Consider the following 495-nt stretch of genomic DNA (forward strand, 5'->3'; position numbering starts at 1 on the left):
CGTGGGAGCCTGATCCGGCGACGATCACCCTGGGTGGCACCGCCGTTGGCCTGCCGCCGGGGGCATTCCTGCAGGCCACGGCCGATGGCGAAGCGGCGCTTGTCGCCGTCGCGCAGGGCTGGCTGGCCGGCGCCAGCACGGTGGCTGATCTCTTTGCCGGGTTGGGCACCTTTGCCTTTGCCCTGGCGGGGCCGGGCACCAAGGTGCTGGCGGTGGAAGCCGCGCGCGATGCGCATCTGGCCTGCCAGGCGGCGGCGCGCAGCCAGGGCCGCCCGGTGCACGCGCTGCACCGCGATCTGTTCCGCAATCCGCTGCGGGCCGAAGAACTGAACCGCTTCGCCGCCGTGCTCCTCGATCCACCGCGCGCCGGCGCGCGCGAGCAGGTGGGGCAAATCGCGGAATCAACCGTGGCACGGGTGGTCTATATCGGCTGCAACCCGGCCAGTTGGGCGCGTGATGCGGCAACGCTGGTGGCGGGCGGCTATCGCCCGGGAG

General features: G+C 72.7%; 1 pseudogene. It reads left to right on the forward strand.

Going from position 1 to position 495, the window contains the following annotated elements:
* A pseudogene (locus H926_RS35265) lies at window positions 1-495 on the forward strand (class I SAM-dependent RNA methyltransferase); the annotation flags it as partial.

This window comes from Novosphingobium sp. B-7, assembly GCF_000410615.1.
GTDB classification, from domain to species: Bacteria; Pseudomonadota; Alphaproteobacteria; order Sphingomonadales; family Sphingomonadaceae; genus Novosphingobium; species Novosphingobium capsulatum.